The sequence below is a fragment of the Pseudonocardia wallangbongensis genome (genome assembly GCF_054486945.1).
Genome location: NZ_JBRERS010000002.1, coordinates 840874 through 864204, shown reverse-complemented (window position 1 = coordinate 864204; position 23331 = coordinate 840874). Strand labels below are relative to the sequence as shown.

Genomic DNA, 23331 nt, shown 5'->3' with positions numbered 1-23331 from the left:
GTCGCAGATACAACCCGGTATCGGCTTCCTCCCATCACATGACCCGATGCGATGCGGCCACCTGGACGCCGCTCGCTACGGCCGGGGCCCTTCAGCACACTCCTAGGAGTCGGACAGCACCGCGTCGGCGTACCCGCGGCAGTACTCCCAGGTGACGTAGTTCGTCGGGTCGGGATCGAAGGCCGGCTCGTGCGGGCGCATCTGGCCCTCGTCGAGCAACTGCTGAAGGCTGGAGCGCAACAGGCTCCACTCGTGGAAGTGCTGCTCGCCGCAGTCGCCGCAGTCGACGACGATGCCGCGCACACCGCGCGCCTCCAGGAGAGCCTGGTAGACGGCGAGATCGGCGAGATCGGCGACGACCTCGTCGCGCTCGGCCTCGCTCAGCGAATCCTGTTCGACGGTCTCCGGGCGGTCGAGCGACAGCGCGGGGTCGTGCGGATCTCCGGCGAACGGGTCCGGTGGCAGCGCATCACGTGACACGGAGCTGACGATACTCGCACGTGAGAAGCTCCGGCCGCACCGCACAGCGATCGCCGCTGCCAATGGGTGATCACGCGCGGGCAACGGCCCGGACCGGTGTGCGCAGGGCCTCCGACGACCCCCGCGATCGGCGGGACACCCGTCGATACGATGGGTGGGAGGGGTCGTGCAGGGCGAGACGGGATGGTGGCGATGACGACCGAGGCCGATAGCCGGGAACTAGCCCCCAAGTTCGCGATGCTGGGCCTGACGTTCGACGACGTGCTGCTGCTCCCGGCGGAATCGGACATCGTGCCGAGTGCGGCCGACACGAGCACGCAGGTCACGCGCAGGCTCCGGTTGAAGGTGCCCATCGTGTCCTCGCCGATGGACACCGTCACCGAGTCCCGGATGGCGATCGCGATGGCCCGGGCCGGAGGGCTGGGCGTGCTGCACCGCAACCTCTCTCCCGACGGGCAGGCGGCGCAGGCGGAGGTCGTGAAGCGGTCCGAGGCGGGCATGGTCACCGACCCGGTCACGTGCGCCCCGGACGACACCCTGGCCGACGTCGACGCGCTGTGCGCCAAGTTCCGGATCTCCGGGGTCCCGGTCACCGACGCGGGCGGGTGCCTGGTCGGGATCATCACCAACCGGGACATGCGGTTCGAGATGGACCACTCCCGCCCGGTCCACGAGGTCATGACGCACGCGCCGCTGATCACGGCACGGGTCGGGGTCACCGCTGAGGCCGCGCTCGGGCTGCTCCGCCGCCACAAGCTGGAGAAGCTGCCGATCATCGACGGTGACGGCATCCTGCGCGGCCTCATCACGATCAAGGACTTCAACAAGACGGAGAAGTACCCGCTCGCCACGAAGGACCCGGACGGGCGCCTCGTGGTCGCGGCAGCGGTGGGCGTCGGCGACGACGGGTACGCGCGCGCGATGAACCTGGTCGACGCCGGGGTCGACGTGCTGATCGTCGACACCGCTCACGGTCACTCCCGGCGGGTGCTGGAGACCGTCGCCAAGCTCAAGGCGGAGGTCGGGCACAACGTCGACGTGGTCGGCGGCAACGTCGCCACCCGCGCGGGTGCGGCGGCTCTCGTGGAGGCGGGCGCCGACGCGGTCAAGGTCGGCGTCGGCCCGGGCTCGATCTGCACCACCCGGGTGGTGGCCGGCGTCGGCGCGCCGCAGATCACCGCGATCTACGAGGCGGCGCAGGCGTGCGCCGCGGCCGGCGTCCCGGTGATCGGCGACGGCGGCATCCAGTACTCGGGTGACATCACCAAGGCCATCGTCGCCGGTGCGTCCACCGTGATGCTCGGCAGCCTGCTCGCCGGCACGGCCGAGTCGCCGGGCGAGCTGATCCTCGTCGGGGGTAAGCAGTTCAAGACCTACCGCGGCATGGGATCGATCGGCGCGATGCGGTCGCGCGGCGACTCGAAGTCGTTCTCCAAGGACCGCTACGCCCAGGACGACGTGCTCAGCGAGGACAAGCTGGTGCCGGAGGGCATCGAGGGCCGCATCCCGTTCCGCGGTCCGCTCGCGCAGGTGGTGCACCAGCTGGTCGGCGGGCTGCGCTCCGGGATGGGCTACGCGGGCGCCCAGACGATCGAGCAACTCCAGGAGGCCCAGCTCGTACGGGTCACCGCCGCGGGGCTCAAGGAGAGCCACCCGCACGACATCACCATGACGGTCGAGGCGCCCAACTACTCGGCACGCTGACCGGAGGCTTAGGGTGGTCACCCGTGCGTGACCTCGTGGAGATCGGGATGGGCCGGGAGGCCCGTCGCAGCTACGACCTGAACCAGGTCGAGATAGTGCCGTCCCGCCGCACGCGGAGCTCCCAGGAGGTCTCGACCGCCTGGCAGCTCGACGCGTACCCGTTCGGGATACCGCTCGTCACCCATCCCACCGATGCGATCGTCTCGCCGGCCACCGCCGCGCGGATCGGTGGGCTCGGCGGGCTCGCGGTGCTCAACGCGGAGGGCCTGTGGGCACGCCACGCCGACGCCGACGGCGCGCTGGAGCGGGTGGTCGAAGCGGCGGACGACGACGACCCCCTCGCCGCCATCCGGCTGCTGCAGGAGCTGCACTCCGCCCCGATCCAGCCGGCCCTGCTCACGGAGGCGTTGAAGACCGTGCGGGAGGCCGGCGTCACGGTCGCCGCCCGGGTGAGCCCCCAGCGGGCCCGGGAGCTCACCCCCGACCTGCTCGCAGGCGGCGTCGAGATCCTGGTCGTGCAGGGCACGATCATCTCCGCCGAGCACGTGTCCGGCGGGGAGCCGCTCAACCTCAAGGAGTTCATCAACTCCCTCGACGTCCCGGTGGTCGCCGGCGGCTGCGGTGACTACCGCACCGCGATGCACCTCATGCGCACCGGCGCGGCCGGCGTGATCGTCGGGTACGGCGAGTCGTCGGCCACCACCACCGACGACGTCCTCGGCATCGGGGTGCCGATGGCAACGGCCATCGTCGACGCGGCCGCGGCGCGCCGCGACTACCTCGACGAGACCGGCGGCCGGTACGTCCACGTGATCGCCGACGGCGGCATGGCCGGGTCGGGCGACATGGCCAAGGCGATCGCCTGCGGCGCCGACGCCGTGATGCTGGGCGAGCAGCTCGCCGGCGCAACCGAGAGCCCCGGCCACGGCCTGTACTGGACGTCGGCGGTGGCGCACCCGTCGCTCCCGCGCTCGGAGATCACCGGTTTCCTCCAGGGCGAGATCGACCTGGAGACCCTGCTCTTCGGGCCGACCCGCAGCCCGTACGGCACCGTCAACCTCTTCGGCGCCCTGCGCCGGGCGATGGCGAAGACGGGCTACTCGGACCTGAAGGAGTTCCAGCGGGTGGGGCTGACGGTCCGCGGCTAGCCAGAGCGCACTGGTTCATGCTCGTGGATGAACGACTGTGTTCTGATCACGTTCGGATGCCTCGGGCGCGCAGCTCCTGGCGGACTCGAGCCGCGATGGTTCGTGGGTAGTACATGGCGGTGACGGCGTCGAAGCGGATGATGCGCCAACCGGCCGCCACCAGGAGTTGCTCGCGCTCGAGGTCGCGGAGCGCACGGTCCGGCCGCAGATGGTCGGCTCCGTTGTACTCGATCGCGAGCCCGACCTCGGGGTACGCGAGGTCGAGTGCGAACTCCCGACCGGCCAGCACCACCGGGTGCTGCGGGACCGGTGGCGGCAGGCGGGCGAGCACGATCGCGAGGCGGATACGGGACTCCATCGGGGACTGCGACCGGCGGTCCGCCAGCTCGACCACCCGGGGCACGCGCGCGGCGCCGCGCCTCCCTGACACCACGAGTTCCATGATCTTCGCCGGGTCGAACCCGCAGGTGGAGCTCAGCGCATCCACTGCGACAACCGCCTCGGTCAGGGTTGGTGCCCATCGGGCGAGATCGGTGGCGGTGCGCTCGGGCGTGGTCAGCCGGACCCCGTCCCACTCGGTAATCTCGTGGTTCTCGACGTTGTCGAGGTGCACGACGAGCATGCGCACCGCTCGTCTGCGGTACCCGTCGAGCAGGAGTACCTCGGCGGGCGCGCCCTCAGGAGCGCAGGACGCGCCGTGCAGCTCGGCGGCGGAGTAGCCGGCAACCACGCCGGAGGGCGCGACGAGCTCGTGAGCTGCGCGGGACCACGTCTCGAGGCTCAGCTGCGCACCGGCGGCGATGTGGATGTCGGGGTAGAGCCGGAGGTAGTCCGGGCCGTACAACACGCCGCGGGTCAGGGTTCCGGCGGCGAGTGCACTGGACCCGCGGAACGGCCGGGCAGTCGGTGATCGCATGGCCTGCATGGACGATGGAGATGAGCGCCCGGTTCCGTTCGGCGGCGAATGCGCACGGGCTCATGATCCTCTGTGAAGGGATGCACGCTCGGCTGTCGCCCTGTCCTGCCAGGGCGGCGAGACCGGCCATTACGCTGGTGCCGTGCAGCCCCCCACCGTCCTCGTCATCGACTACGGCGCGCAGTACGCCCAGCTCATCGCCCGCCGGGTGCGGGAGGCGCAGGTCTACTCGGAGATCGTGCCGGGGGAAACGCCGGTGGCCGAGATCGTCGCGCGCAAGCCCGCGGCGCTGATCCTGTCCGGCGGGCCGTCGAGCGTGTACGCGCCGGGGGCGCCGTCGGTCGACCCCGAGCTGTTCCGCACCGGCATCCCGGTGCTGGGGCTGTGCTACGGCTTCCAGGTGATGGCGCAGGCGCTCGGCGGCGAGGTGGCCCCGGACGGCACCCGCGAGTACGGCCGCACCGAGCTCGCCTTGTGCGGCGGGAGCGTGCTGCACGGCGGGCTGCCGGAGCGGCACCCGGTGTGGATGAGCCACGGCGACTCGGTGGTGCGCGCCCCGGAGGGCTTCACGGTCACGGCCTCGTCCGAGCGGGCGACGGTGGCGGCGTTCGAGGATCCGGTGCGGCGGCTGGCGGGCGTGCAGTACCACCCCGAGGTCGGGCACTCCCCGCACGGGCAGGAGGTGCTGCGCCGGTTCCTGCACGAGGTCGCGGGCATCACGCCCGGATGGACCACCTCCTCGATCATCGACGACACCATCGACGCGGTGCGCGCGCAGGTCGGGGAGGGGCGGGCCATCTGCGGCCTTTCCGGCGGGGTCGACTCGGCCGTCGCGGCGGCCCTCGTGCAGCGCGCCATCGGCGATCGGCTGACGTGCGTGTTCGTCGACCACGGCCTGCTGCGCTCCGGCGAGCGCGAGCAGGTGGAGCGCGACTTCGTGGCCGCCACGGGCGCGAAGCTGCACACGGTGGACGCCCGGGACCGCTTCCTCGACGCCCTCGCCGGGGTCAGCGACCCGGAGGAGAAGCGCAAGATCATCGGGCGGGAGTTCATCCGGGTCTTCGAGGCCGCCACCGCGGAGGTCGTCGAGAGCGATCACGTCGGGTTCCTCGTGCAGGGCACGCTCTACCCCGACGTCGTCGAGTCCGGGGGCGGGTCCGGCACGGCCACGATCAAGAGCCATCACAATGTCGGCGGGCTGCCGGACGACCTCGAGTTCGAGCTGGTGGAGCCGCTGCGGGCGTTGTTCAAGGACGAGGTGCGCCGGGTGGGCGCCGAGCTCGGTCTGCCGGAGACGATCGTGCACCGCCAGCCGTTCCCCGGACCGGGCCTCGGCATCCGGATCATCGGCGAGGTCACGGCCGACCGGCTGGCCACGCTGCGGGCCGCCGACGCGATCGCCCGCGAGGAGCTCACCTACGCCGGGCTCGACCGCGACATCTGGCAGTGCCCGGTCGTGCTGCTGGCCGAGGTCCGCAGCGTCGGCGTCCAGGGCGACGGGCGCACGTACGGCCACCCCGTGGTGCTGCGGCCCGTCTCCAGCGAGGACGCGATGACGGCCGACTGGACGCGGCTGCCGTACGACCTGCTCGAGCGCATCTCCACCCGCATCACCAACGAGGTGGCCGAGGTCAACCGGGTCGTCCTGGACGTCACGAGCAAGCCGCCGGGCACCATCGAGTGGGAGTAGCTCTCGGCTTCTAGCGGCGGCGTCCGCGCAGGCTGCCCACGAGCAGCAGCAGCCCGATCGCGGCCGCTCCCGCCGCCAGCAGCCACCTCGCGTCGAGGCCGGCGAGCGAGGGCACCTCGCCGACGAACGCGCTGGTGGCCATCCCCAGCGTGAGGAGCCCGACGACCAGTGCCAGCGGGTCGGGCCCGCGCCTGACTGCTTCCTTCTTCGCCGGCTCAGCCACGGCGCACCTCCACATCCGCGAGTCCTGCATCGATGTCGATCACGAGTGGGCGACCGGTGGGCACGCCGTCGGTGCCGAGGTCGTCGATCACCTGTACGTGCGCGTCCGGACCGTCGTCCTCGCGGTCGTCGAACCTGACGTCCCCGAACCCGGCCGTCGCGGTGAGTGTGACGTCGGCGGCGGGTGGCACGCGCACCGTCACGTCGCCCGCGCCCATCGAGATCCGGGTCCGCACGGGGCTGGTGTTGCCGTCCGGCGGCACGGCGAGGTCGAGGTTGCGCAGGTCGAGGTCGATCTCCCCGGCGCCGCGCTCGTAACTGGGCTGCAGCGCGGCCACGGTGGTGGGCGCGGCGACGAGCTCGCCGTAGCCGTCGCCCTGCCAGCGGTCCACCGGGGCGGCCACGAGACCCCACGTGAGCGCGCTGATCAGCAGCGCGAACGGGATGAGACCACGCCCGGTCCGCAGGAACGCCCCCACGATCAGCCCGGCGCCGAGCACCGCGAGCACGACGCCGCACAGCACACCGAGGTTCGCAAGCGTCAGCATGCCCCCGAGCATCATGATCACCGCGGTGGCGCTGCCCGCGATCAGCGCGGCCCCGAGCGTCACCGGCGTGACGGGCAGCCGGCGCGGCGGTGGCTCGGCCGGCGGGGGCGACGGCTCCGGCAGGTCCCAGGCGAACGGTGCGGCGCCGAGCGGGTCCCACGCGGGTGGGGCCACCGGCGGCTCGGTGCTGCCGGCGGCACCGTCCTTCACCTGGGACGGTCCGGGCGCGGCCATCGGGGCGGCGACGGTGGCCGCGTCCCCCGCCTGGGTGTTGCGATCGCCGCGGCTGCGGTGCAGCAGGTACAGCAGCCCGGCCACCGCCAGCAGCGGCAGGATCACGTCCGGGCCGTTGCCGCCGAACACGCTGCCCATCGTGATCGCGGCGGCGATGGCGAGCCCGATGACGAGCCAGGTGCGCGGCCGGTCCGGCCGCGGAGCCGCCGGATCGGCGGGCTCGTCGGGCAGCAGGATCCAACCCGCGATGTAGAGCGCGGCCCCGATCCCGGAGAACGCCGCCACCACGAACCCGACCCGCACCAGAACCGGGTCGATGTCGTAGCGGCGCGCGATGCCCGCTGCGACCCCCGCGATCTGGCGGCCGTCCCGTGGCCGGGCGGGGCGCGTATCCCACATCTCCCGCAGTGTCTCGCCGACGTCCGTACGACTCATGACGCTCAGACTGCCCGCCACCGGATCCCCGCGGATGGGGGATGGCCCCGAGCCGTCCCGGAGGTTTCCCCGATGTCCGCCCTTCCCGCGCGTGTGACCATGGGTGTGTGATGGGAGTTCCCGCGGCCGGTGTACCGGCGCCGTTGCCTTCCGGTGCGCCGTCGCTCACCCGCAGGCGCAGCGCCCGCTTCGTGGCGGGCGTTGCGGGCGGTGTGGCCGACCACCTCGGTGTCAACGTGCTGTGGGTGCGCACGGCGTTCGTCGTGCTCGCCGCGATCAACGGTGCCGGTGTCATCGCCTACGGGCTGCTGTGGATCTTCGTGCGGCAGGAGCCCACGGAGGTCCGGCGCCCGTTCGGGCGGGCCGAGCGCCAGCAGGCCCTCGGGCTGGCCGCGCTCGGCATCGGGGCGGGCCTCGCCGCCGCGGCGTTGGGCAACACGGTGGTCGGTTGGATCGTCGGCCCGCTCGGGGTGGCCGCGGTCGGCGCCGCGGTCGTGTGGCGGGAGGCCGACGAGTCGCAGCGCAGGCGTTGGACCGCCGGCGCGCGGTCGGGCGTCACCGGCGTCACGGGTGGCGGCCGGGCCGCGCTGTGGCGCGTGCTGGCGGGCGCGCTGTTCGTCGCCACCGGGATCGGGGTGTTCCTCTTGGGCAACCTTGACCTCTCACAGGTGCAGTTCGGGTTGCTGGCCGTGCTGGCCACGCTGCTCGGGGTCGGCGTGCTCACCATCCCGTGGTGGGTGCGGCTGATGCGCGAGCTGGGTGAGGAGCGCCGCGAGCGCATCGTCGAGACCGAGCGCGCCGAGATCGCCGCCCACCTGCACGACTCCGTGCTGCAGACGCTCGCGCTCATCCAGCGCCAGTCCGACCAGCCGCGCGAGGTGCTGCGGCTCGCCAGGGGCCAGGAACGGGAGCTACGGCACTGGTTGTACGGGCCCACGGGCTACGGCCGTTCCGGGCGTGCGTCCGGCGACCCGGCGCTCTCGGAAGGGCTCGCAGACGCGATCACCGCCGCCGCCGCCGAGGTGGAGGACACCTACGCGATCGACGTCCGCCCGGTCGTGGTCGGCGACCGCCCCCTCGACGACGGGCTGCGGGCGCTCGTGCTCGCCGCCCGGGAGGCGATGGTCAACGCGGCCAAGCACGCGCAGGTCGGCGAGGTGAGCGTCTACGTCGAGGTCGAGCCGGAGGAGGTGCACGTGTTCGTGCGCGACCGCGGCGTCGGCTTCGACCCGGACGCCGTTCCCGGTGACCGCCACGGCCTGGCCGACTCGGTGCACGGCAGGATGGAGCGGCACGGCGGCGCCGTGCGGCTGCGCAGCACGCCCGGCGAGGGCACCGAGGTGCACCTCAGCATGACCCTCGACGGGCCGGTCGACGGGCACACCGCCGAGCAGGACGAACCCGCACCCCCGGTGCGGGCGCAGGAGGAATCCAACAGATGACCACCGAATCGACCGACGCGCCCATCCGCGTCTTCCTGGTCGACGACCACGGCCTGTTCCGGTCCGGGGTGCGTGCCGAACTCGACCGGCACGTCCCGGACGTCACCGTGGTGGGGGAGGCAGGCTCCGTCGACGAGGCGGTCGCCGCGATCCGCCACATGCGTCCCGACGTGGTGCTGCTGGACGTCCACATGCCCGACGGCGGCGGCGCCGAGGTGCTGCGCCAGCTGCGGCCCGAGCTGCCGGACGTCGTGTTCCTTGCGCTGTCGGTGTCCGACGCGGCGGAGGACGTCATCGCCGTCATCCGCGCAGGCGCCCGCGGGTATGTCACGAAGACGATCTCCGGGCGGGAGCTCGCCGATGCGGTGCGGCGGGTGAAGTCGGGAGACCCGGTGTTCTCACCGCGGCTCGCCGGCTTCGTCCTGGACGTGTTCTCCGACCGGCCCGGCGCCGCCCCACCCGGCGACCCGGAACTCGACCTGCTCACCCGCCGCGAGCGGGACGTGCTGCGCCTGCTCGCGCGGGGCTACGCGTACAAGGAGATCGCGGGGGAGCTGTTCATCTCGGTCAAGACCGTGGAGACCCACGTCTCGAGCGTGCTGCGCAAGACCCAGCTGTCGAACCGCTACGAGCTGTCGCGCTGGGCGTCGGACCGGCGCCTCGTCTAGGAGGGCGCCGGCCCGACGCAGCAGATGGCGTCAGCCGATCAGGCCGCCGACGGTGCCGAGCAGCCCGCTGACGAGGCCACCGTCGCCGTCGTCGTCGCTGTCACCGCGGTCGTCGCTGTCGCTGTCCTCGGAGCCGTCGCCGTCGCCGCTCTTGGCGTCGCTGCTGGAGTCCGAGTCATCCTCGTCTTGGGGAGCGGACGAGTCTTCATCATCTTCGGCGTCGGCGGAGAGGGCGCGCATGGACCGGGAGTCCTTGTCGTCGCCGTCGTCGCCGTCGTTCTTGCTGTCGCTCTTCCTGCTGTCGCTGTTGTCGTCGTCCCCGCCGAGGCCGAGGACGCCGCCGACCGTGTCGACCAGCCCGCCGACGAGGCCGCGATCGTTGTCGCCGTCGTCGTCGCTGTCACCGCTGTTGTCGCTGTCGCTCGACGAACTGCCGGAGTCGTCGCCGTCGCCGGAGTCGCGGTTCGAGTCGCCGCTCGAGGACGAGCCGCTGTCGGCAGACGACTTGGTGGTCTCGTCGTCGTCATCATCGTCGGAGGGAGCGGCCGATCCCGACGGGCCCTCGTCGCCGGAGCTGCCGCTGGAACCGCCGCCGTCGGTGCTGCCGCCGTCGGTGCTGCCGGCGTCGTCGGTGCCGGTCTCGCCGCCGGCCAGTGCGCCGGGGAACGCCACCGGGACCCAGTCGGTCGGGGCGGCGCTGCCGGGGTCGAGCGGGTCGCGTGCCGCGGCCTGGTCGATCACGACGCTGTCCGGGGGCGCGGCGACCGGGCCCTCGGGGTCGAGCAGGCCCTGACCGGGGTACGGGCCGTCGTCCTCGGCGCCGCCGGGCGCCGGTGTCTGGTTGGCGGTGGGGGTGACGTCGGTGAGCAGCGTGGCCCCGAGCACGGAGCCGGCGGCCAGGAGCGTGCCCGCGGCGATGGCGCCGCGACGCACCAGGACCCGCCGGTCGGTGCCGCCCTCGTCGGCGCGTGCCGCCTGCTGGCGGGGGCGGGGCTGCCGCGGCCGGTCGGCTGCGCGGCCCTCGCGACGCAGGAGGGCGCCGACGGAGATGCCGTCCGTGTCCGGCTCACCGTCCGGTTCGGCCTCCCTGAAGGGCGCGGGCGCATTGCGGCTCAGCAGGTCGGCAACGGTGATCACTTCCGTCGCGGATGCATCTGATCCATCTCGGTACAGGATCTGAGCCACAGCGAGACGTCCTCCCTTGGAGTGAACGGACGCTCGAATGTCTACCGGATGCCGATGGCGGGTACCAAGTGTCATTCATCCGCTCGTCGCACGTCACACGAACGGTCTATTTCCGCTCAACGATGATTACTGACCGTTCGACCGATCGAGCTGCCGTCCGGCGATCCGGCCACCCGCTCGTCGGGTCCGCACCGCCGCTCGACCTGCGAACGCCGTGCGGCAGGTGGATCGCGTCGTGATCTCCCCGAGATCGGGGGAAGCCGGTTTTCGATCAGGGAAGGGCGCGGAACCGCGAGCGGGTGGAGTCGAGCGCCTGCTTGGCGTAGATCCCGGCACCGCCGCCGAGCAGCAGCCCGACGAGATCGATCGGCACCGAGCTGCCGGCGGTGAGCAGCAGGCCGAGCAGCGCGACGCCCGCCGTGCCGCCGGCCACCTTCCACCGTCCGTTGACGTAGTCGGTGGTGGTGCCGCCGGACAGGCCCTTCTTCTTCGCCGCGTTGCTCAGCAGCGCGAGGTAGCCCACGTGCCCGAGCGCGACGACCAGGCCGACCAGGGCGATCACTGCTGCGACGATCCCGAACACCGCACCCATGGCACCAGAGTGCCACGGAAGGGGCCCGCGCGCCCGCGCTCGCGGTATCCGGTCAGGAGCGCGTTCCCAGGGCCATCGCACTAGACGCCGCCGAGGCGCCCCCGGCCCAGCCGCAGGAGGAGCAGCCCGAGGTCGCGGCCCTCGCTCCCGAGCTCGCGGAAGCGGGCGAGCACGGCCATCTCACGGCTGTAGACGATCCGCGGCCCGCCGGCGGCCATCCGGGCCTTGCCGATGGTCCTCGACACCTCGGTGCGGCGTTTGACCAGCCGCAGGATCTCCGCGTCGAGGTGGTCGATCTCGACCCGCAGCGCGTCGATGTCGGCAGCGGGGGTGTCGGCGGGGGTGTTCTCACTCGTCACGGTCACGGTCTCCTCCTGGCATGTGCCCGGCCCGGTCCCGTGACGCGCGAACGCCCCGGGTCCGATGGACTCCGGGGCGTCGTGGGGGCTGGTCAGCTGGCCACGGGCACCGGTGTCCGGTACCCGTAGAAAAATCGGTGGCTGATCAGTGGCACGTCCGCAGTGTGCCACACCGGGGCTGTCGGAGCGCGGCGGTACCCTTTCGAACACAATGAGGGAGCGTCAGCGAGCGAATCATCAGCACAGCGCCTGCGCGAAGCGCTGGCCGAGCGTCAGCGAGGCCATGCGATGAGTGCGCTGTTCGAACTGCCTACTGACCACCCCGTCCAGCCCCGCACCGAGCGGGGCGCTGCGCTGCTGGAGGGGCTCAACCCGCGCCAGCGCGAGGCAGTGGTCCACGCCGGGTCGCCGCTCCTGATCGTCGCGGGAGCGGGCTCGGGCAAGACCCGCGTGCTCACGCACCGCATCGCGTGGTTGCTCGCCGAGCGCGGGGCGCACCCCGGCGAGATCATGTCGATCACCTTCACCAACAAGGCCGCCGCCGAGATGAAGGAGCGGGTCGACGCGCTCGTCGGCCGGCGGGCCAACTCGATGTGGGTCTCCACGTTCCACTCGATGTGCGTGCGCATCCTGCGGCGCGAGGCCAAGCACCTGGGCGTGCGCAGCGCGTTCTCCGTCTACGACGCCGACGACACGCGCAGGCTCGTCGGGCTCGTCGTGCGGGACCTGGAGCTCGACCCGAAGAAGTTCTCCGCCCGCGGGGTCGCCGCCCAGATCTCCAACCTCAAGAACGAGCTGCGCTCAGCCGACGACGCCGCGGAGCGGGCCGCCAACGACTTCGAGCGCAAGGTCGCCGAGGTCTACGGCGTGTACCAGGCCCGGCTGCACACGGCCAACGCGTTCGACTTCGACGACCTGATCATGGAGACGGTCACGCTGCTGCAGCGGCTGCCGGCCGTCGCGGAGTACTACCGGCGGCGGTTCCGGCACGTGCTCGTCGACGAGTACCAGGACACCAACCACGCCCAGTACGCGCTGGTGCGCGAGCTGGTCGCGCCCGCGGCCGAGGGCGTGCAGCCGGGCGAGCTGTGCGTGGTGGGCGACTCCGACCAGTCGATCTACGCGTTCCGCGGCGCGAGCATCCGCAACATCATCGAGTTCGAGCTGGACTTCCCGGACGCCCGCACGATCATGCTGGAGCAGAACTACCGCTCCACGCAGCGCATCCTGTCGGCGGCCAACGCGGTCATCGCGCGCAACCCGGACCGGCGCGACAAGCGGCTCTGGTCCGACCAGGGCGACGGCGCGAAGGTGATCGGGTACGTCGCCGACAACGAGCACGACGAGGCCGCGTTCGTCGCGCAGGAGATCGACCGGCTCGTCGACTCCGGTGAGGTGCGCAACTCCGAGGTCGCGGTCTTCTACCGCACCAACTCGCAGTCCCGCGTGTTCGAGGACGTGTTCCTGCGGGTCGGGCTGCCGTACAAGGTCGTGGGCGGGGTGCGCTTCTACGAGCGCAAGGAGGTGCGCGACGCGCTGGCCTACCTGCGGGTGCTGTCCAACCCGGAGGACACCGTCAGCCTGCGCCGCATCCTCAACGTGCCCAAGCGCGGCATCGGCGAGCGCGCCGAGGAGCTGGCGGCCACCTACGCCGACCGGGAGCGCATCTCGTTCGCCGCGGCGCTGCGGATCGCGGCCGACCGGCCCGACCGCGTCCCCGGGCTGGTCACGCGGTCACAGCGGTGCATCGCGTCGTTCGTCCGGCTGCTGGACGAGCTGAACGAGCTGGTGGAGCGCGGGGACGAGACGGCGGAGATCCTCGAGGCCGTCTACGCCCGCACCGGCTACACCGCCGAGCTGGAGGCGAGCGACGACCCGCAGGACGGCTCGCGCCGGGAGAACCTCGCCGAGCTCGTCACCGTCGCGCGCGAGTTCGCGGGCGACGCCGCCGTGGCCGACCTGGACGACTCCGACGTGGAGGCCGGCGCCCCGGCGCCCGGCTCGCTCGCGGCGTTCCTCGAGCGGGTGGCGCTCGTCGCCGACGCCGACTCGATCCCCGACAACGACGAGGGCATGGTCACGTTGATGACCCTGCACACGGCGAAGGGCCTCGAGTTCCCGGTCGTGTTCCTCAGCGGCTGGGAGGACGGGGTGTTCCCGCACATGCGCGCGATGGGTGACCCGGCCGAGCTGGCCGAGGAGCGCAGGCTCGCCTACGTCGGCATCACGCGCGCGCAGCAGCGGCTGTACCTGTCCCGGGCGATGATCCGCTCGTCGTTCGGCCAGCCCAACGCCAACCCGGCGTCGCGCTTCCTCGCCGAGGTGCCCGACGACCTGGTCGACTGGCGGCGTGCCGAGCCGGAGCGCTCGGCCCCGGTGGGGCGCTTCGGGTTCGGTCGCCGGCCCACCGCCACCGACCGCGGCAACTGGAACGTCCCGAAGGCCGCGCTCAAGGCGTCGATCTCCCTCGACGTGGGCGACCGCGTCAACCACGACAAGTACGGCCTCGGCACCGTCATCGAGTCCGACAAGTCCACCCAGCGGGTGTTGATCGACTTCGGCAGTGCGGGCACGGTGCGGCTGATGCTCATCGGCGGGGTTCCGCTGCAGAAGCTGTGAGTCGGACGGCGCCCAGCCGCCCCACCGCGCACACTGCCGCGGCACCGCACACACGTCCGACCATGTGTGCGGTGCCCGGACGGTGTGCGCGGCCAGCCGCGCCTGCCACGCGGCACCCGCGCGTCTAGTAGTCGATCCCGCGCTTGCGCAGCCAGGGCATCGGGTTGATCTTGGTGCCGTCCTCGCTCCAGATCTCCAGATGCAGGTGCGGACCGGTGGAGTAGCCGCGGTTGCCGATCTCGGCGATCTTCTCGCCCGCCTTCACCCGCTCGCCCTCGTCGACGAACATCCGGTTCACGTGCCCGTACACGCTCTGCGTTCCGTCCGTGTGGCGCAGCACCACCCAGAGCCCGAAGCCGGTGGCCGGGCCGGCCTCCTCGACCACGGCGTCGGTGAGCGCGTAGATCGGGGTGCCGATCGGGCCGGCCACGTCGATGCCCTGGTGGGAGGTGCCCCAACGGCTGCCGAACAGGGACGTGAGGTGCCCGACGGCGGGCATGGCGTAGACGGACTCGCCGTAGAGGAAGGCCTCGGGGGCGCCGTCGGCCAGCGCCGCCTCGATCTTCGCGGCCTGCTGGGCGAGCTCCCGCCCGATGTCCACGGCCTTGGCGAGGTTCTGGACGTCCACCTGGGAGGCCGGGTCGAGCGCGTCGACGGCGAGCGGGTCGGGCAGTAGCTGATCGCCGCCGATCGCACCCTCGAGGGAGGCGGACGTGGCGTCGGCGGGTGCTTCCTTCGTCACCTGGGCGACGGGCTGCAACGCGGCGACCGCGTGCGTGCTGTCGAAGAACACCGTCGCCACGGTCTGGCCGCCCGCCACGACTGCGCCGGCGGCCACCGCGGCGACGGTGGCGCGCCCGCGGACCGAGGCAACAGGGGGCGCCGGGAGACGGTGCACGCCTGGGACGCCGACGACCCGGATGGGGGTCGTGCGTCCCGGGTCGTCCGCCTCGGCGCCGCTGGGGGAGCGGTGGCGCGCCAAGACCTGCCCTTCTCGACTGACCGGGGTGCCGAGTCGCGGACCCGGCGGCGCGGGCTGGGGATCCCGCGGTGGCGCTCGGGGGGCGCCACCTGTGCCGCCGTGATCGGTCTGTGACACGGACCGAGGGACGGTAGCGAGGCTAGTCCGCTACCGGCAACTTCTCGCACGGCGTGGTGGGGTCATCGACGGAGCGTCAGAATCCGGGTGACACGCGACTGCGGAGCGTTCGAAAGTAGCCCGCGGGTGGGGCTGACCTGGGCGGAACGGGTGAATAGACCGGGCCGTTCGGCCCAAGGCGCCGGCTACCCAGTGCACTGTCCGCCGGTCGATCGGGAGTGACAAGTGACCGACGTCACGTATCTCCAGCTCCTCCACATCCAGGTCGGGATGCCGCAGCCGGCCGTTGCGCTGTGGCAGGACCAGCTGGTCCATCCGGCTCCACACCACGAGGAAACGCGTGTCGCAGGACGGTGCCGGTTCGGCGAGCTCGGCGATCACGTCCGACCCGGGACGGAGCTGGCGGGCGAGCGGCGTGGGGAGCAGGTGGGCGGCCAGCGTGCCGCCGTGCGGGCTGCCGAGCGTGACGAGCGTGTCGACGGCGGCGCTGCCGCCCATCCGCTGCACGTAGTAGCGGGCGATCATCCCGCCGAGCGAGTGACCGACGATGTGGATCCGCTCCGCGCCTGCGAGCTCGCGCACCTCCTCGACCTGCTCGTGCAGCCGGCGCGCCGCCGTGCGGATGTCCTCGGTGAACACGCTGTAGTTCACCGCGTGCACGACGCCGAACCCCCGGCGACGCAACGCCCGCCGGAACACCGTGAACACCGATCGGTTGTCCATGATCCCGTGCAGCAGCAGGATCGGGGTGCCGGCCGCCTCGACGTCGGTGACCACGAGGCTGCGGTGCAGCGGGGGCAGCGGGTCGGTGCGATGGCCGGCGGGGGCGTGCAGCTGCGTGTGCACGAGCCCGGCCGGGTAGACGGCGAGATGCGCGGTGAGCCATGCCCATTCCACCGCGAGCCCGCGGATACCGGCCGGGCTGCCGAACGTCCGAGCGGCGTAGGCGCCGGCGCGGGTGACGTCCACCGCAGCGGTGTGTGCCGCACCGGCCACCTGAGCCAGGCGGTCCACCCCTGCATGGACCAGCGCCATGGGAGAACGGTAGGTGAGGAACGCCGTTACCGCCCGTTCTGAGATCCGTCGCTGCAACGGTGGCGCTGCAGGGTGACTGCCGTCACCGGACCAGGTCAGAGTGGGTTCGGGGCGCGTCGCTATGGTCGGCGCGGCAGCGGATTTCGCGGGCCAGGCGGCCCGCGACGCACAGCGGAGTGGGCAGGGAGACCCGAGTGGACCTCTACGAGTACCAGGCGAAGGAAGTCTTCGCCACGCACGGAGTGCCGGTCCTGCCGGGACGCACGGTCGACACGGCGGAGGAGGCGGGCGTCGTCGCCGCCGAGATCGGCACTGCCGTCGTGGTGAAGGCCCAGGTGAAGACCGGTGGGCGAGGCAAGGCCGGCGGCGTGAAGCTCGCCGAGACGCCGGAGGAGGCGAAGGAGAAGGCCTCCGCGATCCTCGGCATGGACATCAAGGGCCACACGGTGCACCAGGTGCTGGTCACGGAGGCCAGTGACATCGCCGAGGAGTACTACTTCTCGTTCCTGCTGGACCGTTCGAACCGCACGTTCCTCGCGATGTGTTCCGCCGAGGGCGGCATGGAGATCGAGCAGCTGGCCGTGGAGCGCCCGGAGGCGCTGGCGCGCGTGCCCGTCGACGCGATCGCCGGGGTCGACCGCGCGAAGGCCGACGAGATCGTCGCCAAGGGCAAGATCCCGGCCGCGGTGGCCGACCAGGCTGCCGACGTGATCGTCAAGCTGTGGGAGACGTTCGTCTCCGAGGACGCCACGCTGGTCGAGGTCAACCCGCTGGTGCGCGACCCGCAGGGCAAGGTCGTCGCGCTCGACGGCAAGGTGACGCTGGACGGCAACGCCGCCTTCCGGCACCCGGGTCACGCGGACCTGGTGGACCAGCGCACCGAGGACCCGCTGGAGGCGAAGGCGAAGGCGAAGGACCTCAACTACGTCAAGCTCGACGGTGAGGTCGGGATCATCGGCAACGGTGCCGGGTTGGTGATGTCGACGCTGGACGTGGTCGCGTACGCGGGTGAGCGCCACGGCGGGGTGAAGCCGGCGAACTTCCTGGACATCGGTGGTGGTGCGTCGGCGGAGGTGATGGCCGCGGGTCTGGACGTGATCCTGGGTGACCCGGCGGTCAAGAGCGTGTTCGTGAACGTGTTCGGTGGGATCACCGCGTGTGACGCGGTGGCCAACGGCATCGTCGAGGCGCTGGGGATCCTCGGTGACGCGGCTACCAAGCCGCTGGTGGTGCGGCTGGACGGCAACAACGTCGTCGAGGGCCGCCGGATCCTCGACGAGGCGAACCACCCGCTGGTCACCCAGGTGGACACGATGGACAACGCGGCCGACAAGGCCGCCGAGCTGGCAGCGGCGGGAGCCTGACCCATGTCGATCTTCCTCAACGAGAACAGCAAGGTCATCGTCCAGGGCATCACCGGCGGTGAGGGCACCAAGCACAGCACCAAGATGCTGGCGGCCGGCACGAACATCGTCGGCGGCGTGAACGCCCGCAAGGCCGGTTCCACCGTCACGATCGGCGGGAAGGACCTCACGGTGTTCGGCACCGTCGAGGAGGCCATGAAGGAGACCGGCGCGGACGTGAGCGTCGTGTTCGTGCCGCCGCGGTTCGCCAAGGACGCGGTGATCGAGGCGATCGACGCCGAGATCCCGCTGGCGGTGGTGATCACCGAGGGCATCCCGGTGCACGACTCCGCCTACTTCTGGGCCCACGCGGGTGCCAAGGGGAACAAGACGCGGATCATCGGCCCGAACTGCCCCGGTGTCATCTCGCCGGGGAAGTCGAACGCGGGGATCATCCCGGCCGACATCGCGGGTGCGGGCCCGATCGGGCTGGTGTCGAAGTCGGGCACGTTGACCTATCAGATGATGTACGAGTTGCGGGAGTTCGGGTTCTCCACGGCGATCGGGATCGGTGGGGACCCGGTGATCGGGACCACGCACATCGATGCGTTGGAGGCGTTCGAGGCCGACCCGGACACGAGGGCGATCGTGATGATCGGTGAGATCGGTGGGGACGCGGAGGAGCGGGCCGCGGACTACATCAAGGCCAGCGTGTCCAAGCCGGTCGTGGGTTACGTGGCCGGGTTCACCGCCCCGGAGGGCAAGACCATGGGGCATGCCGGGGCGATCGTGTCCGGCTCGGCCGGCACCGCCCAGGCCAAGAAGGACGCGCTGGAGGCCGCCGGGGTGAAGGTCGGCAAGACCCCCAGCGAGACCGCCCAGCTGATGAAGGACATCCTCGCCGCCCAGTAGGTCTCGGCTGCAGCCCAAACGCACTTCCGGGAAGCCGCCGCCGCAGCGAAGCAAGGCGGTGGCTCCCCGGGGAAAGCGCAGCCACTTTCCCGCAACCACGTTGCAGGGAAGTGGCTTTGCTGCAATGAGGAGGCATGCGCTTAACGCGACCTGTGTTGCGTTTGAGGGTGATCGCGCGTAGCCTCTCCTCCGTGCGCAGCTGACACCTCCCCGCCCGCGTCCGAGGCTCTGCCCGGCGGGTTCCGGCTCGTCCGCGAGGTGTCGTCACATGTCATCCCCCGCCATCGTCTGTTCCGGCCTGTCGTTCTCCTGGCCGGACGGCTCCCCGGTGCTGCGCGATCTCGACGTCGCGTTCGGCGCCGGCCGCACGGGCCTCGTCGGGGCCAACGGGTCCGGCAAGTCCACCCTCCTGCGGCTCGTCGCGGGCCGGCTCGCCCCCACCGGTGGCACGGTCACCGCCGCCGGGAACGTGGGTCACCTGCCCCAGGAGGTTGCCCTCGACGCCGGGCGCACGGTCGCCGAGCTGCTGGGGATCGCCGAGCGGCGAGCCGCGCTGCACGCCGTCGAGGCGGGGGACGCGGCGGCGGTCGCGGGCGTCGGGGACTGGTGGGACGTCGAGGAACGCGCCGTCGCGGAGCTCTCCCGCCTCGGCCTGCCGACGGACCTCGACCGCGCTGCCGGCACGCTCTCCGGCGGCGAGGCGGTGCTCACCGGGTTGGCCGGCCTGCTCCTGCGCCGGCCCGCGATCACGCTGCTCGACGAGCCGACCAACAACCTCGACCGCCGGGCCAGGGAGGTGCTCCACGCGGCCGTGGCGACGTGGCCGGGCGTGCTGCTCGTCGTGAGCCACGACCGGGAGCTGCTCGAGCTCGTGGACGGGATCGCCGAGCTGCGCGACGGCGCGGTGCGCCTGTTCGGTGGCACGCTCTCGGAGTACGAGGCGCAGCTGTCCGCCGAGCAGGAGACGGCGCGGCGGCTCGTCCGGGTGGCCGAGGCGGACCTGCGGCGCGAGCAGCGCCAGCTCGTGGAGGCGCGGACCAAGCTGGCCCGGCGCGTCCGCTACGCGAACACGGACCACGCCAACAAGCGCCGTCCCAAGGTCATCATGAACCAGCGCCGGCAGGAGGCGCAGGTCTCGGCGGGCAAGCACCGGATCATGCACGAGCAGCGGCTCGCCGGCGCGCGCCGGGAGCTGCGTGCCGCCGAGGGGGCCGTCCGGGACGACGACCGGATCCGGGTCGACCTGCCCGGGACGGCCGTGCCGGCAGGCCGGACGGTGGTCGAGGTCGACGGTCTCACCGTCCGCGGCCCCGAGCGGATCGGCCTGCTCGGCGCGAACGGCAGCGGAAAGACCACGCTGCTGCGCCGCCTCGGGCCGGCCGTCCCGCACGCCCACCTGCCTCAACGGCTGGACGTGCTCGACGACGACGCGTCGGTGCTCGACAACGTGGGTGCCGCGGCGCCCGCCGTCCCGCCCGGGTACGTGCGGGCAGGTCTGGCCCGGTTCCGCGTGCAAGGGGACACCGTCGATCAGCGGGCGGGCACGTTGTCGGGCGGTGAGCGGTTCCGGGTGGTGCTGGCCCGGCTGCTGCTCGCCGATCCGCCGCCGCAGCTCCTGCTGCTCGACGAGCCGACGAACAACCTAGATCTGGACAGCGTCGAACGGCTGACCGAGGCGCTGGCCGCGCTCCGCGGAGCGCTCGTCGTCGCGAGCCACGACGTGCCGTTCCTGCACCGGATCGGATGTTCCCGGTGGTGGAGCGTCGACGGCGAGCTGCACGAGGTCGCCGGCCCGCAGCGCTGATCGCCCTACCGGGCCGGGGCACGATCGATGGACTACGTTCGTTTCACCGCCTGCGCCGGACCGCGGGAGTCCGCAACGGAGGGAGATCTTCATGAGCCAGCAGCCGGGGGCCCAGGGCCCAGGGCAGTCCGTGCCGTCCGCATCGCCGGCCCCGTCGGCTCCGCAGGCGTCCGGATCGCCGGCAGCCGCCGCCTCGAGCCCGGAATCGGCGACCGCCACATCGGAGGCGCCTCAGCTCGCGCCAGGCCCGGCCCGCCTGCTGGTGCTCGCCACCGCCGGGCTCGGTCTCGTGATCTACGTGCTCAGCTTCGTCGAGCTCGGGCTCTCGGGCAGCCTCATCGGCTTCCTGCTGCTCGGTGGCGGGTTGCTCGCGGGTGCGGCCCTGCTGCCCAGGGTGGGGCGCGTGCTCGTGCCCGCCGCGGTGACCGTCGTCACCGGCACGTTGTTCCTGCTGCAGGCCGTGACCCAGGGTGGCGCGTCCACCCCCGCGATCATCGCGTTGGTGCTGGCGTTCCTCCAGTCGGTGGCCGTGATCGGGGCCGTGCTGCTCGACGCGGGCCTGGTCAAGGCGCCCGCTCCGCGGCCCCGTGCGCCGCAGGGCTACGGCCAGCCGGGTGGCTACGGCCAGTACCCGCCGGGGTACGGCCAGCAGCCGGGCTACGGGCAGTACGGGGCCCAGCCGGGGTACGGACAGCAGGGCTACGGGGCACCCGGCTTCGGCCAGCAGCCCGGGCAGTACGGCCAGCAGCCGGGGTACGGCCAGCAGCCGGGTTACGGGGCGCCCGGCAGCTACGGGCAGCAGCAGCCGCAGGGCCCCTGGGGCCAGGGCGAACAACCCGGTGCGCGCCCCGCGGGCGCGGCGCCGAGCTGGTACGGCGGTTCCACGGAGGGCGGCGACACCCCGGGCGCCCCCGGCACCCCCGTTCCCCAGGGCGAGCCCACGACCGCCATCCCGCAGACGCCGGCACCGGCCCGGCCGGAGAACGGCGACGCCGACAAGACCGACGTCGACCAGACCCGGATCATCAAGCAACCCGTCGAGCGCCAGCCCGGCCAGAACGGCCCGTCCAACAACCCCGGCTAGCCGGCCTCGGCGAGCCTGCTCCACCCGGGCGAGTAGCGCTGCGACCCTGAGCGGGTGACGCGCACCCTCGCCGGCACCGACCACGATGAAGCGCCCGATCCGGAGCCCGGGTCCGACCGGAGCGGGGTCGAAGGCCTCGACCGGCTGCGGCTGCTGCTGGCCGGGGCGATGGGCACCGTCCTGCTCAGCTACGCCTTGCTCGTTCCCGCCGCCGCGGTGGTGATCTTCACGGCGGGCGGCGCGGTCTCGTTCGACGGCGCGTTCGCCGCGGCGATCCCGCTCTGGCTCGCGGCGCACCAGATCCCGCTCGTGCTGGAGGGTCAGCCGCTCAGCGTGCTGCCCCTGCTGCCGACCGCCGGTGTCGCCGCCGTGATCGCGCTGGGAGCGGGCTGGACGGTGCGCCGGCTCGGTTGCCGGCCCCGGCACGATGCCGGCGCCGTGCTCGCGGCCGTCGCCGGAGCCCACGCCGCGGTCGCGGTCCTCGGGAGCGCGTTGCTCCCGCGGGCGGCGGAGGTCGCGGTGGCGCCGTGGTCGGCGATGCTGGGAGGCGGGCTGGTGGCCGGGTTCGCGGCCGCCGCCGGTGTGGTGCGGGTGTGCGGGTTGCCCGCCGACCTGGCGGCCGGCCTGCCCCCGTGGCTGCGCCCGGCCATGCGCGGCACGGCGGTGGCACTCACCGGGCTCGCCTGCACCGGCTCTGCCGTCCTGCTGGTGGGCCTGGCCGTGCAGGCGGGCGCGGTGGCGTCGGCCTACTCGCGGCTGGCCCCCGGCTTCGGGGCCGGGGTCGGCGTCACCTTCCTGGCGATCGCCTACCTGCCCAACGCCGTGGTCGGTGGCGTCAGCTGGGCTCTCGGCCCGGGGATCACGATCGGCGCGGCCACCGCGTCACCGTTCGTCACGAACACGTCGGCCCCGTCGAGCTTCCCGCTGCTCGCGGCGCTGCCGAGCGGCGTGCCGCCGGTGTGGGCGCTCACGGTGTTCGTGCTGCCGATCGGCGTCGGCCTGCTCGCCGGCACCGCGTGCCGGCGCGCTGCGCCCGTCCACTACCGGTTCTCGGCGGCCCTCGCCACCGCCGTCGCCACCGCCGTCGTGATCGGGATGCTCGCGATCCTGACCGGCGGCCGCCTGGCCACCGGGCCGTTCGACCCGGTGCGGCTGCCGGTCGCGCTGCTGGTGCCGGCGGTGCTGCTGTGGGTGGGGGTGCCCATCATGCTGGTCGCGGTGCTCCGGTCGGCCCAGGGACGCGCCTACCGCGACCGCACCCGGCCGGGCGCGCCGGCCGGGGGCGCCGGTGCGCCGGGCGGCGACGGTACGGGAGAGCCCGAGGGCGGAGGCGGGCGCGCCGAGGACGACGAGGCGGGCGGGCCGGTCGAGAGCCCGGCCGACAGAGTGGAGGAGACCGGCGAGGAGCCGGCCGACACGGCGCCGGAGCAGGACGAGGACACCGGGGACACCGGGGACGGGGTGGGTGGTTCCGGCGACCCCGATGACGGAGGAGAGCCCGCGCCCGGTGCGCAGCGCCGCCGGGGCGGCGACCCCACCGATACCGCCGACACCGCCGACCGGGGCGGCTCCGCCGAGCGCGCCGCGCCGCGCCGCGTGCCGGCCGCCCGGCGTTCTCCGGAGCGGGTGCGCCGCCGGTGGTGGCGGCGGACCGAGCCGCAGGTGGCGGAGCCCGCGGACGTTCCGGAACAGCGACGCCCGCAGACCGTTGCCGACCTCGTCGCCCAGCGCGCCGAGGAGGAGGCGGGCGAGCGCCCTCCCGGGGGCGAGTGACGGGTCCGAAGGCGGTGTGACCTGCACCGCGGCCTACCC

20 protein-coding genes are annotated in these 23331 nt (G+C 72.7%); 11 read left to right on the top strand and 9 right to left on the bottom strand.

The features are described from left to right. Positions 1-102: 102 nt before the first annotated feature. Positions 103-480, bottom strand: coding sequence for a DUF5319 family protein (locus tag ACU436_RS10455; protein ID WP_459024000.1), 378 nt, complete (start codon positions 478-480; stop codon positions 103-105). 192 nt (positions 481-672) lie between these two features. On the opposite strand from ACU436_RS10455, the gene guaB reads away from it, so the two are divergent. Both guaB and ACU436_RS10445 read left to right on the top strand, forming a co-directional pair. Further along, complete coding sequence (gene guaB, locus ACU436_RS10450) at positions 673-2184, top strand: IMP dehydrogenase (protein ID WP_459023998.1); 1512 nt, start codon at positions 673-675, stop codon at positions 2182-2184. A gap of 23 nt (positions 2185-2207) precedes the next feature. Further along, positions 2208-3332 carry a GuaB3 family IMP dehydrogenase-related protein gene (locus ACU436_RS10445; protein WP_459023996.1) on the top strand — a complete coding sequence of 375 codons (1125 nt, stop codon included), beginning with the start codon at positions 2208-2210 and terminating at the stop codon, positions 3330-3332. Between the two features lie 46 nt (positions 3333-3378). On the opposite strand, the gene ACU436_RS10440 is transcribed toward ACU436_RS10445, so the two are convergent. Further along, positions 3379-4248: a hypothetical protein gene (locus ACU436_RS10440; protein WP_459023995.1), complete on the bottom strand. Its 870-nt coding sequence runs from the start codon at positions 4246-4248 to the stop codon at positions 3379-3381. 142 nt (positions 4249-4390) lie between these two features. On the opposite strand from ACU436_RS10440, the gene guaA reads away from it, so the two are divergent. Then, positions 4391-5938 carry a glutamine-hydrolyzing GMP synthase gene (gene guaA / locus ACU436_RS10435; RefSeq protein WP_459023993.1) on the top strand — a complete coding sequence of 516 codons (1548 nt, stop codon included), beginning with the start codon at positions 4391-4393 and terminating at the stop codon, positions 5936-5938. Positions 5939-5948: 10 nt separating this feature from the next. Here the strand turns inward: guaA and ACU436_RS10430 are convergent, their stop codons facing one another. After that, entirely contained in the window at positions 5949-6161 is a 213-nt protein-coding gene (locus tag ACU436_RS10430; RefSeq protein WP_459023991.1) for a hypothetical protein, read from the bottom strand. Next, positions 6154-7377: a PspC domain-containing protein gene (locus tag ACU436_RS10425; protein WP_459023989.1), complete on the bottom strand. Its 1224-nt coding sequence runs from the start codon at positions 7375-7377 to the stop codon at positions 6154-6156. The genes ACU436_RS10430 and ACU436_RS10425 overlap by 8 nt, the downstream gene beginning before the upstream one ends. Before the next feature lie 110 nt (positions 7378-7487). Here ACU436_RS10425 and ACU436_RS10420 point away from each other — a divergent pair, with 110 nt between their 5' ends. Both ACU436_RS10420 and ACU436_RS10415 read left to right on the top strand, forming a co-directional pair. Next, positions 7488-8819 (top strand): ATP-binding protein, encoded by a 1332-nt coding sequence (locus ACU436_RS10420; protein ID WP_459024328.1) that lies wholly within the window; start codon positions 7488-7490, stop codon positions 8817-8819. Beyond that, complete coding sequence (locus ACU436_RS10415; protein ID WP_459023987.1) at positions 8816-9487, top strand: response regulator; 672 nt, start codon at positions 8816-8818, stop codon at positions 9485-9487. Before ACU436_RS10420 ends, ACU436_RS10415 begins: the two co-directional genes overlap by 4 nt. 30 nt (positions 9488-9517) lie before the next feature. On the opposite strand, the gene ACU436_RS10410 is transcribed toward ACU436_RS10415, so the two are convergent. The 3 genes from ACU436_RS10410 to ACU436_RS10400 all read right to left on the bottom strand — a co-directional run bounded on the left by ACU436_RS10410 (position 9518) and on the right by ACU436_RS10400 (position 11629). Then, positions 9518-10624: a hypothetical protein gene (locus ACU436_RS10410; RefSeq protein WP_459023985.1), complete on the bottom strand. Its 1107-nt coding sequence runs from the start codon at positions 10622-10624 to the stop codon at positions 9518-9520. A gap of 319 nt (positions 10625-10943) precedes the next feature. Then, positions 10944-11264, bottom strand: coding sequence for a hypothetical protein (locus ACU436_RS10405; protein WP_459023983.1), 321 nt, complete (start codon positions 11262-11264; stop codon positions 10944-10946). Between the two features lie 80 nt (positions 11265-11344). Beyond that, positions 11345-11629, bottom strand: coding sequence for a chorismate mutase (locus ACU436_RS10400; RefSeq protein WP_459023982.1), 285 nt, complete (start codon positions 11627-11629; stop codon positions 11345-11347). Between the two features lie 282 nt (positions 11630-11911). Here ACU436_RS10400 and pcrA point away from each other — a divergent pair, with 282 nt between their 5' ends. After that, positions 11912-14242: a DNA helicase PcrA gene (pcrA, locus tag ACU436_RS10395; protein WP_459023980.1), complete on the top strand. Its 2331-nt coding sequence runs from the start codon at positions 11912-11914 to the stop codon at positions 14240-14242. 124 nt (positions 14243-14366) lie between these two features. Here the strand turns inward: pcrA and ACU436_RS10390 are convergent, their stop codons facing one another. Together ACU436_RS10390 and ACU436_RS10385 are read right to left on the bottom strand one after the other, a co-directional pair. Next, entirely contained in the window at positions 14367-15080 is a 714-nt protein-coding gene (locus ACU436_RS10390) for a M23 family metallopeptidase (protein WP_459023978.1), read from the bottom strand. Positions 15081-15371: 291 nt separating this feature from the next. Continuing rightward, a complete protein-coding gene (locus ACU436_RS10385; RefSeq protein WP_459023976.1) occupies positions 15372-16376 on the bottom strand; it encodes an esterase/lipase family protein in 1005 nt (334 codons plus the stop codon). 194 nt (positions 16377-16570) lie between these two features. Here ACU436_RS10385 and sucC point away from each other — a divergent pair, with 194 nt between their 5' ends. The 5 genes from sucC to ACU436_RS10360 all read left to right on the top strand — a co-directional run bounded on the left by sucC (position 16571) and on the right by ACU436_RS10360 (position 23292). Then, entirely contained in the window at positions 16571-17740 is a 1170-nt protein-coding gene (gene sucC, locus ACU436_RS10380) for an ADP-forming succinate--CoA ligase subunit beta (RefSeq protein WP_459023975.1), read from the top strand. A gap of 3 nt (positions 17741-17743) precedes the next feature. Then, positions 17744-18631, top strand: coding sequence for a succinate--CoA ligase subunit alpha (sucD, locus tag ACU436_RS10375; RefSeq protein ID WP_459023973.1), 888 nt, complete (start codon positions 17744-17746; stop codon positions 18629-18631). Positions 18632-18899: 268 nt separating this feature from the next. Next, positions 18900-20435, top strand: a complete 1536-nt coding sequence (locus ACU436_RS10370) for an ABC-F family ATP-binding cassette domain-containing protein (RefSeq protein WP_459023971.1) — start codon at positions 18900-18902, stop codon at positions 20433-20435. A gap of 91 nt (positions 20436-20526) precedes the next feature. After that, positions 20527-21519 (top strand): DUF5336 domain-containing protein, encoded by a 993-nt coding sequence (locus tag ACU436_RS10365; protein ID WP_459023970.1) that lies wholly within the window; start codon positions 20527-20529, stop codon positions 21517-21519. A 54-nt stretch (positions 21520-21573) separates the two neighbouring features. Next, complete coding sequence (locus ACU436_RS10360) at positions 21574-23292, top strand: cell division protein PerM (protein ID WP_459023968.1); 1719 nt, start codon at positions 21574-21576, stop codon at positions 23290-23292. Positions 23293-23331: the final 39 nt, after the last annotated feature.

Bases quoted from the DNA above. Each gene is read 5' to 3' on its own strand.
- ACU436_RS10440 (WP_459023995.1), bottom strand. From the start codon at position 4,248: ATGCGATCACCGACTGCCCGGCCGTTCCGCGGGTCCAGTGCACTCGCC.
- ACU436_RS10415 (WP_459023987.1), top strand. From the start codon at position 8,816: ATGACCACCGAATCGACCGACGCGCCCATCCGCGTCTTCCTGGTCGAC.
- ACU436_RS10365 (WP_459023970.1), top strand. From the start codon at position 20,527: ATGAGCCAGCAGCCGGGGGCCCAGGGCCCAGGGCAGTCCGTGCCGTCC.
- ACU436_RS10385 (WP_459023976.1), bottom strand. From the start codon at position 16,376: ATGGCGCTGGTCCATGCAGGGGTGGACCGCCTGGCTCAGGTGGCCGGT.
- ACU436_RS10370 (WP_459023971.1), top strand. From the start codon at position 18,900: ATGTCATCCCCCGCCATCGTCTGTTCCGGCCTGTCGTTCTCCTGGCCG.
- guaB (WP_459023998.1), top strand. From the start codon at position 673: ATGACGACCGAGGCCGATAGCCGGGAACTAGCCCCCAAGTTCGCGATG.
- ACU436_RS10420 (WP_459024328.1), top strand. From the start codon at position 7,488: ATGGGAGTTCCCGCGGCCGGTGTACCGGCGCCGTTGCCTTCCGGTGCG.
- sucD (WP_459023973.1), top strand. From the start codon at position 17,744: ATGTCGATCTTCCTCAACGAGAACAGCAAGGTCATCGTCCAGGGCATC.
- ACU436_RS10425 (WP_459023989.1), bottom strand. From the start codon at position 7,377: ATGAGTCGTACGGACGTCGGCGAGACACTGCGGGAGATGTGGGATACG.
- ACU436_RS10405 (WP_459023983.1), bottom strand. From the start codon at position 11,264: ATGGGTGCGGTGTTCGGGATCGTCGCAGCAGTGATCGCCCTGGTCGGC.
- pcrA (WP_459023980.1), top strand. From the start codon at position 11,912: ATGAGTGCGCTGTTCGAACTGCCTACTGACCACCCCGTCCAGCCCCGC.